Annotated in this window: 11 protein-coding genes and 2 rRNA genes (1 of these 13 running past the window's edge); 9 read left to right on the forward strand and 4 right to left on the reverse strand. The window is 47.5% G+C overall.

From position 1 onward, the window contains the following. The 4 genes from ACNI29_RS16240 to ACNI29_RS16255 form a co-directional block, all read left to right on the forward strand. A 23S ribosomal RNA gene (locus tag ACNI29_RS16240) occupies window positions 1-2,193 on the forward strand (it extends 741 nt beyond the left edge of the window). Window positions 2,194-2,292: 99 nt separating this feature from the next. Next, a 5S ribosomal RNA gene (rrf, locus tag ACNI29_RS16245) occupies window positions 2,293-2,407 on the forward strand. Between the two features lie 441 nt (window positions 2,408-2,848). Further along, complete coding sequence (locus ACNI29_RS16250) at window positions 2,849-3,790, forward strand: hypothetical protein (RefSeq protein ID WP_419779418.1); 942 nt, start codon at window positions 2,849-2,851, stop codon at window positions 3,788-3,790. A 91-nt stretch (window positions 3,791-3,881) separates the two neighbouring features. Further along, window positions 3,882-5,222 carry a PpnN family nucleotide 5'-monophosphate nucleosidase gene (locus tag ACNI29_RS16255; protein WP_419779419.1) on the forward strand — a complete coding sequence of 447 codons (1,341 nt, stop codon included), beginning with the start codon at window positions 3,882-3,884 and terminating at the stop codon, window positions 5,220-5,222. An 84-nt stretch (window positions 5,223-5,306) separates the two neighbouring features. On the opposite strand, the gene ACNI29_RS16260 is transcribed toward ACNI29_RS16255, so the two are convergent. From ACNI29_RS16260 to map, 4 genes are all read right to left on the reverse strand, one after another. Next, window positions 5,307-6,059: a substrate-binding periplasmic protein gene (locus tag ACNI29_RS16260; RefSeq protein ID WP_419779420.1), complete on the reverse strand. Its 753-nt coding sequence runs from the start codon at window positions 6,057-6,059 to the stop codon at window positions 5,307-5,309. Between the two features lie 90 nt (window positions 6,060-6,149). Next, window positions 6,150-6,908, reverse strand: coding sequence for a substrate-binding periplasmic protein (locus ACNI29_RS16265; protein WP_419779421.1), 759 nt, complete (start codon window positions 6,906-6,908; stop codon window positions 6,150-6,152). A gap of 98 nt (window positions 6,909-7,006) precedes the next feature. Next, a complete protein-coding gene (gene recQ, locus ACNI29_RS16270; RefSeq protein ID WP_419779422.1) occupies window positions 7,007-9,229 on the reverse strand; it encodes a DNA helicase RecQ in 2,223 nt (740 codons plus the stop codon). Between the two features lie 6 nt (window positions 9,230-9,235). Further along, a complete protein-coding gene (gene map, locus ACNI29_RS16275) occupies window positions 9,236-10,015 on the reverse strand; it encodes a type I methionyl aminopeptidase (protein ID WP_419779423.1) in 780 nt (259 codons plus the stop codon). 527 nt (window positions 10,016-10,542) lie between these two features. On the opposite strand from map, the gene atpD reads away from it, so the two are divergent. From atpD to ACNI29_RS16300, 5 genes are read left to right on the forward strand one after another with little or no spacing between them, the layout of a single operon-like run. Continuing rightward, window positions 10,543-11,916, forward strand: coding sequence for a F0F1 ATP synthase subunit beta (atpD, locus tag ACNI29_RS16280; RefSeq protein WP_419779424.1), 1,374 nt, complete (start codon window positions 10,543-10,545; stop codon window positions 11,914-11,916). Beyond that, window positions 11,913-12,293: a F0F1 ATP synthase subunit epsilon gene (locus tag ACNI29_RS16285; protein ID WP_419779425.1), complete on the forward strand. Its 381-nt coding sequence runs from the start codon at window positions 11,913-11,915 to the stop codon at window positions 12,291-12,293. The genes atpD and ACNI29_RS16285 overlap by 4 nt, the downstream gene beginning before the upstream one ends. After that, window positions 12,290-12,658, forward strand: coding sequence for an AtpZ/AtpI family protein (locus tag ACNI29_RS16290; protein ID WP_419779426.1), 369 nt, complete (start codon window positions 12,290-12,292; stop codon window positions 12,656-12,658). Before ACNI29_RS16285 ends, ACNI29_RS16290 begins: the two co-directional genes overlap by 4 nt. After that, entirely contained in the window at window positions 12,648-12,965 is a 318-nt protein-coding gene (locus ACNI29_RS16295; protein ID WP_419779427.1) for an ATP synthase subunit I, read from the forward strand. The genes ACNI29_RS16290 and ACNI29_RS16295 overlap by 11 nt, the downstream gene beginning before the upstream one ends. Continuing rightward, window positions 12,956-13,624: a F0F1 ATP synthase subunit A gene (locus ACNI29_RS16300; RefSeq protein WP_419779428.1), complete on the forward strand. Its 669-nt coding sequence runs from the start codon at window positions 12,956-12,958 to the stop codon at window positions 13,622-13,624. Before ACNI29_RS16295 ends, ACNI29_RS16300 begins: the two co-directional genes overlap by 10 nt.

Genomic DNA, 13,624 nt, shown 5'->3' on the forward strand with positions numbered 1-13,624 from the left:
CTGAAGCTTGAGTAAAATCAAGTGGAGGGCCGAACCGTTGTAAGTTGAAAATTACTCGGATGACCTGTGGATAGGGGTGAAAGGCCAATCAAACTTGGTGATAGCTGGTTCTCTCCGAAATATATTGAGGTATAGCCTCAGGAGTTTTCTTGCGGAGGTAGAGCACTGACAAGGCTAGGGGTCCCACCAGATTACCAAACCTTATCAAACTCCGAATGCCGTAAGATATATCCTGGGAGTCAGACTGCGGGTGCGAAGGTCCGTAGTCGAAAGGGAAACAGCCCAGACCGTCAGCTAAGGTCCCCAAATCCATACTCAGTGGAAAAGGTGGTGGAGTTGTATAGACAGCCAGGAGGTTGGCTTAGAAGCAGCCATCCTTTAAAGAAAGCGTAATAGCTCACTGGTCTAACGATTCTGCGCCGAAAATGTAACGGGGCTAAGTATGGTACCGAAGCTACGGGATGCGTCTTTGACGCATCGGTAGGAGAGCGTTCTCAGATGGGATGAAGGTGAATCGGAAGGTTTGCTGGACTAATGAGAAGTGATTATGCTGGCATGAGTAACGATAAAACAAGTGAGAAACTTGTTCGCCGTAAGACTAAGGTTTCCTGGGTAAAGCTAATCTTCCCAGGGTTAGTCGGTCCCTAAGGCGAGGCCGAAAGGCGTAGTCGATGGAAAACGGGTTAATATTCCCGTACCAGCAAATGTGTGCGATGGAGGGACGCAGTAGGATAGCTCAGCCGGCTGTTGGATATGCCGGTGTAAGTGCGTAGGCTTGAGGAATAGGCAAATCCGTTCCTCTTTAAGGCCGAGACACGATGCCGTAACTTTACGTTTGAAGTGAGTAATTCCAGACTGCCTAGAAAATCTTCTAAGTTTAGCATTTGTTGACCGTACCGCAAACCAACACAGGTAGTCGGGTCGAGTAGACCAAGGCGCTTGAGAGAACTCTGGTTAAGGAACTCGGCAAAATGATCCCGTAAGTTAGCGATAAGGGATGCTCCAGACGGTGAAGTTATATACTCTCCGAGCTGTTTGGAGCCGCAGAGAATCGGGGGGGGCGACTGTTTACTAAAAACATAGGTCTCTGCTAAGTCGTAAGACGATGTATAGGGACTGACGCCTGCCCGGTGCTGGAAGGTTAAAAGGAGGTGTTAGCTTCGGCGAAGCTCCGAATTGAAGCCCCAGTAAACGGCGGCCGTAACTATAACGGTCCTAAGGTAGCGAAATTCCTTGTCGGGTAAGTTCCGACCTGCACGAATGGCGTAACGATCTCCCCACTGTCTCAACCAGAGACTCAGTGAAATTGAATTACCGGTGAAAATGCCGGTTACCCGCGGTAAGACGGAAAGACCCTGTGCACCTTTACTATAGCTTGACATTGGGTTTAGGGCTATCATGTGTAGGATAGGTGGGAGGCTTTGAAGTCGGCACGCTAGTGTCGGTGGAGCCAACCTTGAAATACCACCCTTGATAGTCTTGAATTCTAATCCAACGCCGTCATCCGGCTTGGAGACAGTGTCTGGTGGGTAGTTTGACTGGGGCGGTCGCCTCCCAAAAAGTAACGGAGGCTTGCAAAGGTTCCCTCAGGCTGATTGGAAACCAGCCGTTGAGTGCAAAGGCATAAGGGAGCTTGACTGTAAGACAGACATGTCGAGCAGGAACGAAAGTTGGTCTTAGTGATCCGGTGGTTCCGCATGGAAGGGCCATCGCTCATAGGATAAAAGGTACGCCGGGGATAACAGGCTGATCGCGCCCAAGAGTTCACATCGACGGCGCGGTTTGGCACCTCGATGTCGGCTCATCACATCCTGGGGCTGAAGCAGGTCCCAAGGGTTCGGCTGTTCGCCGATTAAAGTGGTACGCGAGCTGGGTTTAAAACGTCGTGAGACAGTTTGGTCCCTATCTACCGTGGGCGTAGGATAATTGAAGAGGGTCTGCCCCTAGTACGAGAGGACCGGGGTGGACGAACCTATGGTGTTCCTGTTGTCGCGCCAGCGGCATTGCAGGGTAGCTAAGTTCGGAAGGGATAACCGCTGAAAGCATCTAAGCGGGAAGCCTGCCTCAAGATTAGTTATCCCTATGCTTTTGCATCTAAAGATTCCAGGGAGACCACCTGGTTGATAGGCCGGAGGTGTAAGTGTGGCGACACATTCAGCTGACCGGTACTAATAAATCGTGCGACTTATTTTTCTTCTCTTCCCTTAACTTTAACCCCAAAAGGTTGAAGCAAAGGGTAAAATTCTTCTCTATTAAACCATATATTTTTGCTCATCGAAGCAAGCCAAATTTGCTTGCGACCATTGAGGAGAGGTCACACCCGACCCCATTCCGAACTCGGAAGTTAAGCTCTCCATCGCCGATGATACTGCTGGGTAGCCAGTGGGAAAGTAGGTCGTCGCAAGCTTTTATTTCAAGCCCCTGAACTTAGGTTCAGGGGCTTTTTTTTGGCCAGTTTCTAGTCCCGCTCTTCTTGGCAAGTGCCGGACTTTTTTGGTTGTCGAATGTTTTATCACTTGTGCGGGATTGCTGAGGTGTGCTTCTAGGGCCTCCGGCGGCCAAAGGAGCTCTGCCCCTTTGGAATCTCTGGTTTGGGGAGTGATAATGCGTGCTTTTTATTCTCATTTCAAAAATGATTTCTAAGCGTTTTATTTTGCTTTTTTGATGTAAAGTTCACGGATTATAAAGTTTTTCTTAGAAGGTTAAATTCGAGTCATCTCGATTAGAAATGCTTTTTTGGAATAATATTCTGATTTAAATTGTGAGTTCTGGCCTGAATTGGTTTTAAGGGTTGAGTTGTCTCACTCTTCATATTATTTAAAGGTCTTAAAGATTAGAAGGACCAGCCATGAATTTCAAAGTAGACGTTGCTATTAATGTTTTTGGTAAGGTACACCAGACTGCGCTTTCTTTATTGTCGTTAATGGATTGTAGTAGTGAGCATATCAGCACCATATATTTTCAGGAAGAGCCTTTTACTGCTGAATATGAGTTCAAAAATCATGATGCGATTCTGGATTATTTCGAGGGCCGGATTGAACATTTTAAACCTAATTTCTGGAACGGCATAGATCCTACGGATGTTGAGCGGGCTGAGTCTTCAGAAGATTACCGTCTTTCCATAAGATATCAATACGGTTGGGAAAAATGTCGTGAAAGGTATCTGCTTACCGTTCACAATGATATTGAAGTTACTACTGATATTGTTGCTAATCTTTATGGTGAATTGGGTGAATATACTGGGATTGGTGAGATTGGTCAGTGTTGGTGGTGTCCTGCCGGACAGAATGGGCTTTGCGATTCTGAGCGGTATGCCGAGTTCAAGCCATCCTATCAGTACCTGATGAAAATATATAATAAGGATATGGATTATACCCAAAGGCGGGCATACAATTTAGGTCTTTCCGATCAATATAAAAAAAATGCATGGCCGTTACCGGAGTGCCGTTTGAACGAGTGGTGCGCTCTGATCGATATGGATAAAGCCCGCAAGGACACTATGCCTATGGGAAGTGCTGTTCCTTTCGGTGCGCGCATGCCCTCCGGGGCTTTTATCGGCGAAAAATGGGACCGGCCAGTGTGTCTGGATGTGGCCGTGCAATGGTTTCGCGATATGTCGCACATGGGGCATTTGTTCAAACACTACGATGTGAACAAGGATATGATTCACGATAAACGGGGTAGTGTTAAACTCGATTCTGCTGAAGCTTACGTCATGGCTGAACAGAAGGCTTTACTTCGGTTGAAAGATCGTTTTCCCGATTATTGTGAATTCGCCGGGTTACTCTAATTTGTGATTTGGATGACTGTGTCGTTTAATTTTTTGTTTAAAATGCAATTTATCCTTGCATTTAATTAGGTTCTGATTACTCCTTATCATTATGCAAACAGAATTAAAGATTCCTATACTTCCCCGCAGGATTGTCTCACAGCAGTTCAGTGAAGCTGATATTGAACGTCTTGTGCAAGGGCTGGCTGATCCTAAAAATCGCATGGTTGAGATCATTGGTGCTTTGATTAACGTACATAAGAATGATGTATGCGATACGCGTGAAATTCGTGTTAAATTTAAAGATATGCAGATTGAAGTTGTTCCGTCCAACGGAGACGTGAATCTGCATTGTTCCCGCGTTCCCCGGGATTGTCTATATGATGGACGAAATGTTATCTGGCAGTCTATTGAACATATTTCAGCTGTAATCCGCGACATCATTTTTGCTCCTAAATTCGATTGTGGAATCGATTGCTGTCGGTCAACAAATATCAAGAAGTTTGTCGAGCATTCCGGGCTGATGTATCGCGGTGAACGCGGTCTGGTTATGTTTACCTGGGGCGGACATCAGGTCCCTATGGATGAATATAATTTTGCAAAGGAGCTTGGTTATTGGACAGCTCTTTTCATGCCGGACATGGAAAATATCACCGGGTGTGGTGTTGGAGTCATGAAGGCTCCGTTCAAGGGGGCGCAGGTTGCTTATGGTAAGCAGAATACCTTCGAGCGTTTCGGCCATCGTGATTTTATCGGTTTTTCCGAGAAAAAAATTCTGGCTGCGGAAGCTCCAAACGAGCTTGTTACCCAACTACTGACTTTTCCGACTATCGAAGAGCGCATGGAGGCTTTCATCCGTGCTTCCCACCGTGGAAAGGTTCATCCGGGTGGCGCTGGTACTGTTGAGGAAATCCTGACCATGCTGGCTTTGCTTTCCATGCCCGATAACAAAGGGATTCCTTATGAGTTTGACCTTGTTGAGCAGGGCGGCGGTGTATACTTTAAGGAGTTGGTTGACTATCTGAACATCTGCTTCGGCGATGAGCTGGACGGTTTGTACAATGTGCATGTTGGTACTGCCCGCGCTTATGCAAACTACGTGGCTTACCAATCACAACATTTGAACACCCGCTATCTCTGGAATGATGATTTGGTATTTGAGCCGCGTATTCAGGAGCCTTTTGCGGTAACTTTTGAATCTATGGAAGGATTGGATCTTTCCCGTGATCAGGAACCTTTTTCATTGCTTATCAATTTGCGCCGGTTTTTCTCCGCAGTAGTTCATCTGACTGTTAAGGACCCCGACATGCTCGATTCATGGGGTGATAACACACCGCTCATCAAGGGTGATAAAAAGATTCTGGATGCAACTGACCAGTTGGTGCGCAAGCTTGCCCAGCAGGGTAGGATTCATCCCAGCAAAAACAATAAGCCCGCTTATAGAATTGCATAGTGATTTCCGAATCAGATCAATTAAGCCGCTCTGTTGGACTGGTATGCCCCCCATTGGGTAGACCAGTCCAACAGAGCGGCTTTTTTAGTGCATGAATTGATCTACAATTGATTCTATCTCGCCATTCTTTTGCATTTGGATAATTATTTCATTGAATTTATGGATAAAATCGTTTTTGTAGGGTGGATTGTTTTTTTCTGAAAAAGCTAAGTAGCCGTGATCATAACTAATTTGAGCACCTTTTTTGACTATAGATTGGTTTCCCCCCAATTGCTTTATAAGATATAGAGTGGATCTTTCATTGTTGGCATAGCAGTCAATTTTGCCCTGCAAAAGTTTTTTTACGTTTTGATTGCTGCTGGCACTTTCCTGATGGATAAGCCCATTGATTTTGGGCACTGCATATCCGAGATTGGTTCCAATTTGCAGGTCCATGTAGTCTTCGGGCCAATTAGGGCGAGGCGTTATGAGAATATTTTTGCGGCAGTACAGGTCGTATCCCTCTTCAAGGATAGGAACAGAATATACGTCTATCCAAGGGCGTAGTTTTGGGCGGTAATACGGTGGAAATATGGCGAAAATTTTGCCACGTTCAAGGCCCAGCAATAATCTTTTCCATGGCAGAGGCTTGATAGTCACCTCATAGTCATCCATGCGCGAGAATGCTGTATTTAGAATGCGAACATAGATTCCGTCATAGGTTCCATTTTGCATAAAGCAATATGGTGCGTAGGACTGGTCTCCATATACAATGATGTGTTCTGCTGCGTATATTTTGTTGGGTCCTGTTATGAACCCGAAAATGATTGCGAGTATTGCAATGAATTTTCTGATCAATTTTTTAGCCTTGGATTTTACAGTTTCGTATTATTTATTAAATATTATTAAAACCTGTAAATCAAGGTTAAAAGGCGGATTTTATTTTTTTTATTTTATGAAAGTATTTACGATTGATTCAATTTCACCACTACACTTCATTTCCAAGATTATCTGATTGAATTTAGTTATAAATTTGTTTTTGAAGGGAGGGTTGTTTTTGCTTGAGAAAGCAAGGTGACCGTATTCCGTACTAATTTTGAGCAATTTTACTAGCTTTGATTTTTCGATCCCCATATTTTTAGCCGTATACAGGATTGATTTGCTGTCATTAACATAGCAATCAATACGTCCGCCGAGCAGCTTCTTGATGTTTTTTGTGTTGCTGGCGGCATCTTCGACTTTGTTCAGTTCGGACAGGTCTGGTATTTGGAAACCGTCGTTAATTCCGATGCGTAGGTTTTTGAAGTCTTCAGGCCAGTTTGTTCTTTTTTCTTTCAGTACCTTCGGGGTGCAGAACACCGAAAAATCTTCTTCCAATATCGGAACAGAATAAACATCTATCCATGGTCTTTTTTGTGGAAGGTTGTATGGGGGAAAGGCTGCAAAAAAAGAACCCCGCTCTAGTCCCAGAAGAAGTCTTTTGTATGGAACAGGAATAATATTGATTTCATAGTCAGGCATACGTGCAAATGCCTTTTCTAAAATCTGCACGTATATACCATCATAAGTTCCGTTCTTTACGAAACAATACGGGGCATAAGCATCATCTCCGTAGATATTGATTTTTATGCCTGCTTCAGCGTGTGTGGAGGGGAAGCAGGTTATTGCTATCGAAAAAAGTAAGAACAAGCATAAGAGGCGTTTCATCTAGTACCTGTTTCTGGGCCGTTATGGATTACAAGATGCAATAATCCTATGCATTTTTTGTTAATGTGGTCAAATGTATTGTTTCTTCGGTGGGATGTTTATCTGCTTGCGCGGACCATACGCAGGACTTCATATGAATAAATGCCACCGAGACCGTTAAAAACCGGGCTGAGCTGCATAAGTCCTTCTTCTTTGTAAAACTTCAGCGTATCCTGTAGGCATTCCAGCTCAGAACTGCTCAGATCAAGAATATCCGTCACTTCCACTTTTCCGGCTCCGATGCAGGAGGTCAGGTGGGCGTATATTGTAGCTGGCTTGATTCCACGCGTTTCAGCAACTTTATCAACATCCATGAGTTCTTCGAAAAGTTCAAGGGTTTCCAGAGCGGAAGCGGAAACTGTGGGGCCTTCTTTTTTCGGTTTGGAAGTGGGTGTTTCCTTGATTTTATCTTCCGGGATGGGAAAAAGGTCTTCGGGTCTGCCGTATTCTTCCTGATGTCCTAAGAGGACATCAATGATTGCGGCTCCGTAGCGGAAAATCTTCTGATCGCCGAGACCGCTTATGGCGTATAGTTCCCCGGTTGTCTGCGGGCGGTAGCAGCCAAGTTCGAGCAGGGTTTTATCAGCAAAAATTGCATAGGCCGGGACATGCTGTTCCTGCGCCAGAGTGTTGCGCAGTGAACGTAGGGATTCTAGCAACTCTTGTGCTTCCGGTGTGGTGAGTGAAGGACTGTCCGCATCTCCGATAACCAGCTTCTTGCGCTTTCGGCGGGTTTTGGTTTTGGCTAGAACCGGATCTTTGCGCAGTGCGACGTTTTTTTCCTTGCGCAGAACTTCCCAGCTTTTGGCATTCAGCTTGAGCGATCCGTAGCCTTCCATGTCAACATCCACCAGTCCCTGCGAAACCAGCTGGCGGTGAATGGAAAGCCACTCGTCAGAGTTGAACTCCGTGCCGATACCGTAGGTGCTCAGGTTTGCGTGCCCTTGGGTTTGAATTCGTTTGCTTTCTTTGCCAAGCAGAATGTCGATCAGGTAGTTGGCCCCGAACATCTGCTCGGTGCGGTAAATATTGGAAAGAGCTTTTTGGGCCGGGATAGTCCCGTCAAAAGTTGAAGGCGGGTTGATGCAGGTAAAGCAGTTTCCGCATGGCTCTTCGAGTTCTTCCCCGAAATATGAAAGAAGCGATTGGCGTAAACACCCCGGTGATTCGCAATAAGCGAGCAGGGCGTTGAGCTTGCGCAGTTCAAGAGCTTTACGGTCATCCGGTGCGTTGCCGGACATGATCATCCGTTTCAGGAATCCGATATCCTGAATTCCTACCGACATCCATGCTTCTGCGGGCAGACCGTCACGTCCGGCGCGCCCGGTTTCCTGATAGTAGGCCTCGATGGTTTTGGGCAGGTCCAGATGGGCTACATAGCGCACATCCGGTTTATCTATGCCCATGCCGAAAGCGATGGTCGCAACCATGACGATCCCGTCCTCGGACATGAAGCGGCTCTGGTTGGTTTCGCGGGTCTGGGCGTCAAGTCCGGCATGGTAAGGAAGAGCGTTAATTCCTTGTTTGCAGAGCCATTCGGCAGTGGACTCAACTTTCTTGCGGCTCATGCGATAGACAATTCCGCATTCAGCGAAGTGTTCATTTTTGATGAAATTTAACAGCTGTCGCTTTTCCTGATCTTTGGGAACGACGGTGTAGCGGATGTTCGGTCGGTCAAACCCGGTGGCGAAAATATCGTCGTTGCTAAATGAAAGGCGGTAGAGAATTTCCTTGCGGGTCGGACCGTCGGCTGTGGCAGTCAGGGCCATGCGCGGGACACTGGGGAACATCTCCGCAAAAACGGAAAGCCGTAGGTAGTCCGGACGGAAGTCATGTCCCCATTGCGCAACGCAATGAGCTTCGTCAATGGCGATGAGGCTGACTTTTATCCCGGAAAGCATGTCCATGAATCCGGGCTGGGCCAGACGTTCCGGGGCCACGTAAAGCAGATCCATGTTGCCGCTGTGCAGCTCATGGATAATGTGGTTCGCCTCGGAAGGTTGTATTGAGGAATTCAAACAGGCCGCACGCACTCCCATTTGTTGCAAAGCCGCCACCTGATCACGCATGAGCGCAATCAGCGGGGATATGACAATGCCTACCCCCGGCCTGAGAATAGCCGGGATCTGGTAACAGGCGGATTTACCGCCCCCGGTTGGCATAAAAACAACGGCATTTCCGCCGTTCATAATGCGGTTGATGACGTCCTCTTGCAAACCACGGAATGATTCGTAACCGTAAGTCTGCCGCAGGACGTCTAAAGGAGTGCGCGGGTCTGTCATAAAATCTTACATTGCCCAGCCTTCGCCGTTCTCACCGCAGGTCAGCACTTGTGAGCCATTGGCGGTAACAGCGATGGTGTGCTCAAAGTGCGCGGATGGTTTGCCGTCTTTGGTGACAATTGTCCAGTGGTCTTTGAGGGTTTCAGTTGTTTTGACCCCGGCATTGATCATGGGTTCAACGGCGATGACCAGCCCCTGTTTGAGCTTGAAATCTTTAACCAGCCTGCTGTGGTAGTTGGGGACCTGAGGGTTTTCCCAGAGTCCTTCACCAATGCCGTGCCCGACCAGTGATTCAACAACGGAAAATCCGGCATTGCGGGCATATTTAGACATTTCTTTGGCAATCTTGCTCCACTTAACGCCGGGTTTGATTCTTTTGATTGCGATACGCAGGCATTCTTCGGTGACGTCCATCAGCTTGCGTTTTTCATCGTCAATTTCGCCGATAGCATGGGTGCAGGCGCAGTCGGAGCACCAGCCGTTCAGTTTAACTCCGATATCAATGCTCAGGATATCACCGTTCTCCAGTTTACGGGCAGAGGGGATACCGTGAACGATTGCTTCATTGATGGACATGCAGCATCCGGCGGGAAAAGGAACTTTTCCGGGGACGCCTTTGAAAAGCGGGGTCGCGTTATTGGAAGTGATGAATTTTTCCACTTCGGCGTTGATTGCTTCGGTGGTTACGCCTGCTTCGCACATGTCTTTAGCAACCATGTGGGCTTTATGAAGCAGGATTCCTGCTTCGCGCATGAGTTCGATTTGGTTTTTGTTTTTTATAATCATTTGGATAACTCCAGAAACTTTGTTTGTGACGGGGACAGGCTACTCCTAACTGCGGCTGTGTCAATAGTAGATGATAGGGATTTTTTTTGGGGGTATTTTAGGAAGATAGTTTTGTAATAATGTAGATGATAAAAATCAGTATGAAAAAGAATCGAATGGTATTCCAGACTCCCTCCCAAATGGAATCAATAAGAGAGCAGATGCAGCAGGGGTCTTTTTCCCTATCTATAATTATATAATACGTGAATTTATGGCCGCATACCGGGCAATTGGCGGGGTGCGTTGAGATATCTGATCCGCATTTGTGGCAAAATAATTTTTCCATGCATAGATAGTTATAAAATAAGTGGTTATACTGGCGAGGGCAAAATTCATGAATAATAACCTACGCTTTTAATAAGTGCCTACTCCGGTGATAAAGTAAACTTAATTTAAAAAGGCTTTACTAAACTTCCCGTTTCCGTATTCTATAAGCAGAATAAGTAAACCTTGGTCTATGTTCAAGTTCAAGCGGTGACGGTGGAATTATGAAACGTAAATATTCTGGTAAAGTCATATCTGTCCGGGGAAGCGTAGTGGATGTAGGGTTCGTTGAGGAACTGCCTCCTTTGCTTTCTGTAATGTATTCCGCCGGGGAGAAAGCAGTTACCCTTGAAGTAGCCGACCATCTTGATATGCATTCAGTGCGTGCCATTGCCATGACTCCGACCGGGGGGCTGGCCCGTGGTGATTCGGTCTATTCGGATGGCAACACTCTGCAAACCCCTGTGGGTGAGGAGTTACTGGGCCGGGTACTCAATGTCTTCGGAGATCCGGTAGACGGTAAAGAGTTGCACGCGAATATGGAGTTCCGTTCAATTCACAACCAACCGATAGCTCTTTCTGAGCGGGTTGTTTCGGAAGAGATTTTCACCACCGGGATTAAGGTGATCGACCTGCTTATGCCATTGGAAAAAGGCGGCAAGGCCGGTCTTTTCGGCGGGGCCGGGGTCGGTAAAACCGTACTCATTACCGAACTGATTAACAATATGGTCGGTGCTCATAGCGGAATAAGTATTTTTTGCGGTATTGGTGAACGTTGCCGCGAGGGTGAAGAACTTTACCGCGAAATGGGTGATGCCGGGGTGCTTGATAACACGGTTATGGTTTTCGGGCAGATGAATGAACCGCCTGGAGCGCGTTTCCGTACCGGGCATACGGCCTTGACTATAGCCGAATATTTCCGGGATGATCAGTCCAAGGATGTGCTCTTGCTGGTCGATAATATTTTCCGTTTCATTCAGGCCGGGATGGAACTTTCCGGTTTGTTGGGCCGCTTGCCCTCGCGCATGGGCTATCAGCCTACCCTCGGTTCCGACCTTGCTGAGCTTGAGGAGCGTATTTCTTCCAGTCGATCTGCTGCCATTACATCCATTCAGGCTGTTTACGTCCCTGCCGATGACCTTACCGACCCGGCAGCTACCCACACATTTTCCCATCTTTCTTCTTCCATCGTTCTTTCCCGTAAGCGCGCGGGGGAAGGGTTTTATCCGGCAGTTGATCCTCTGGAATCCCGCTCCATGATGCTTTCTCCGGCTATTGTCGGTCAGCGGCATTATGACGTGGCCCGCGAGGTTCGTCGTACTCTGGCCCAGTATGAAGACCTCAAGGATATCATTGCCATGCTCGGCCTTGAAGAGCTTTCCCGCGAGGACCGTAAGATTGTTTCCCGAGCGCGCAGGCTTGAGAGATTCATGACTCAGCCTTTCAATACAACCAAGCATTTTACCGGAATGGACGGGCAGATTGTTTCACTTGAAGATACGGTACTCGGCTGTGAGCGGATTTTGAACGATGAGTTTCCTGATGCCTCTGAACGTGATTTCTATATGATAGGTTCTATTGAGGAGGTTGGTAAATGAGGTTGAAGATTCTGGTTCCCGCTGGTCTGTTTCTGGACCGTCTGGTTGATAAAATTCTGGCTGAGAGCACACGGGGCGGATTCTGCCTGTTGCCTAACCATATTGATACCGCATCAGCTCTTGCTCCGGGCATCCTTACTTATGAAGCCGAAGGTGAGCAGCATCATCTGGCGGTGAATGGCGGGGTACTGGTCAAGAAAGGCGATGCCGTCCGGGTTTCATCGCGTGCTGCTGTTACCGGGGAGTTGGGGGAATTGGAAGCCGAAGTTCTGCGTATGCAGGATGAGGCCGCTGAGGCCGAGAAGTCCGCCCGCAGCGCGGTAGCCAAGTTGGAAGCAGGCTTTGTGCGCACGCTTATCGAAGTGGAGACCACATGAGCGAGCACAGGAATCCTGAGCATAATACGGACGAATTCCGTCGCAGCGTCGGTTCCAAAGAGCAGCGTAAAATGCGTGCTGAACAAAAGGGGACCGTGGGGGCATGGTCTGCTTTCGGCGCAATGGGTGCTGTTGGGTGGCTGGTCGCTTTGCCTGTAGTTCTGGGCAGTCTGCTTGGGGCATGGATGGATTACCGCTGGCCCGCCAAGATCAATTGGACTCTGACCATGTTGGGGGCCGGGTTGTTCGTGGGTTGTCTTTTCGCTGGTATATGGATGAACCGGGAGAAAAATAAAATTTTAAAGGAACGTGACGACTGGGATAGTATGGATCTGAAGCCGAAGGATGGGGACGATGATAATTAGCAGCTTTATGATAACTTTTGCCGCCTTCGGTATCGGCCTGATCTTGTCGACGGTACATTTCGGCGGGTTATGGTTGACCGTGCGCATGATTCCCCGGTGCAGGAGTCCGAGACTGTTTTTCTGGTCCAGCTACCTAGGCCGTTACGGCATCACCTTGTGGGGCTTTGCGCAGGTTTTGAGTTACGGGCCGTTGCCTTTTGTCGCCGCATTTTTGGGTTTCTATTTGTTGCGAACTTACGCACTGGCCAATCATTGCGGCATGGGTATGCTTGAATTTGCCAAGGTAAAGAGGTCTGAATGGAAATAAGCCCGGACCATATCATCTATTTCAGCTCAGGATTCTTCAAGCTGAATGCCACCATAATTTATACATGGCTGGTTATGGTCCTGCTTGTGGGATTTTCATGGTTTGTGACCAGCAAGGTTACGGCATCAGCACAAATATCAGATCAGCAGAATCTGTTGGAAGTGCTGGTCGGCGGTTTGCTCGATCAGATTAAGGATGCCACCAACCAGCAGCCGGAGAAGTTTCTGCCGTTGCTTGGAACTTTATTCATTTTTATATTTGTTTCCAATCTGCTCTCAGCCGTGCCGGGTTTCAATCCACCCACAGGTTCGCTTTCCACCACCACGGCTTTCAGTCTGATCGTATTTTTTGCTGTTCCCTATTACGGTATCAAGGAAAACGGATTGGCAAACTATCTCAAAAGTTACGTGCAGCCTTCGCCTTTTATGCTGCCGTTCAATATAATCGGCGAGGTCAGCAGGACTTTTGCGCTTGCTGTGCGACTTTTCGGTAACATCCTCAGCGGGACCATGATGGGAGCGATCCTGCTGGTTATCATGCCGCTGTTTGTCCCGGTTATCATGCAGATGCTGGGACTGCTTATCGGAGTGGTGCAGGCTTATATTTTTACAGTACTTGCTGCGGTATTCATCGCAGCAGGTCTTGAGGTGCATGGTTAG

This window comes from Maridesulfovibrio spiralis (SeqCode) (genome assembly GCF_048571135.1).
GTDB lineage: Bacteria > Desulfobacterota > Desulfovibrionia > Desulfovibrionales > Desulfovibrionaceae > Maridesulfovibrio > Maridesulfovibrio spiralis.

Bases quoted from the DNA above. Each gene is read 5' to 3' on its own strand.
- ACNI29_RS16250 (WP_419779418.1), top strand. From the start codon at position 2,849: ATGAATTTCAAAGTAGACGTTGCTATTAATGTTTTTGGTAAGGTACAC.
- ACNI29_RS16255 (WP_419779419.1), top strand. From the start codon at position 3,882: ATGCAAACAGAATTAAAGATTCCTATACTTCCCCGCAGGATTGTCTCA.
- ACNI29_RS16265 (WP_419779421.1), bottom strand. From the start codon at position 6,908: ATGAAACGCCTCTTATGCTTGTTCTTACTTTTTTCGATAGCAATAACC.
- recQ (WP_419779422.1), bottom strand. From the start codon at position 9,229: ATGACAGACCCGCGCACTCCTTTAGACGTCCTGCGGCAGACTTACGGT.
- map (WP_419779423.1), bottom strand. From the start codon at position 10,015: ATGATTATAAAAAACAAAAACCAAATCGAACTCATGCGCGAAGCAGGA.
- atpD (WP_419779424.1), top strand. From the start codon at position 10,543: ATGAAACGTAAATATTCTGGTAAAGTCATATCTGTCCGGGGAAGCGTA.
- ACNI29_RS16285 (WP_419779425.1), top strand. From the start codon at position 11,913: ATGAGGTTGAAGATTCTGGTTCCCGCTGGTCTGTTTCTGGACCGTCTG.
- ACNI29_RS16290 (WP_419779426.1), top strand. From the start codon at position 12,290: ATGAGCGAGCACAGGAATCCTGAGCATAATACGGACGAATTCCGTCGC.
- ACNI29_RS16295 (WP_419779427.1), top strand. From the start codon at position 12,648: ATGATAATTAGCAGCTTTATGATAACTTTTGCCGCCTTCGGTATCGGC.
- ACNI29_RS16300 (WP_419779428.1), top strand. From the start codon at position 12,956: ATGGAAATAAGCCCGGACCATATCATCTATTTCAGCTCAGGATTCTTC.